The 335-nt window shown below is 69.0% G+C and carries 1 protein-coding gene; it reads right to left on the reverse strand.

Annotated elements, in window-relative coordinates; all coding sequences use genetic code 11:
* Positions 1-335, reverse strand: a 335-nt coding sequence (locus J0695_RS36180) for a carboxyl transferase domain-containing protein (RefSeq protein ID WP_277990078.1), incomplete at both ends; no start/stop codon positions are given.

Here is a 335-nt window from a genome sequence, read left to right on the forward strand (position 1 = left end):
AGCGCCGAGACGCCCTCCTGGATACGGGCACCGGCGCCGTCGTTCAGCGAGACCAGCGGCGCACCCGCCGAGATCGCCATGTCCATGATCTTGTGGATCTTCGTGGCGTGGGCCTCGCCCAGAGCGCCGCCGAAGATCCGGAAGTCATGCGCGTAGACGAAGACCGTACGGCCCTCGACCGTGCCCCACCCGGTGATCACACCATCGGTGTACGGCTTCTTCGCCTCCAGGCCGAACCCGGTCGCCCGGTGCCGGCGCAACTGCTCGACCTCCCTGAACGACCCCGCATCCACCAGCAGCGCGATCCGCTCGCGCGCCGTCAGCTTGCCCTTCGC

The organism is Streptomyces beijiangensis (genome assembly GCF_017315755.1).
In the GTDB taxonomy this organism is placed as follows: Bacteria; Actinomycetota; Actinomycetes; order Streptomycetales; family Streptomycetaceae; genus Streptomyces; species Streptomyces beijiangensis.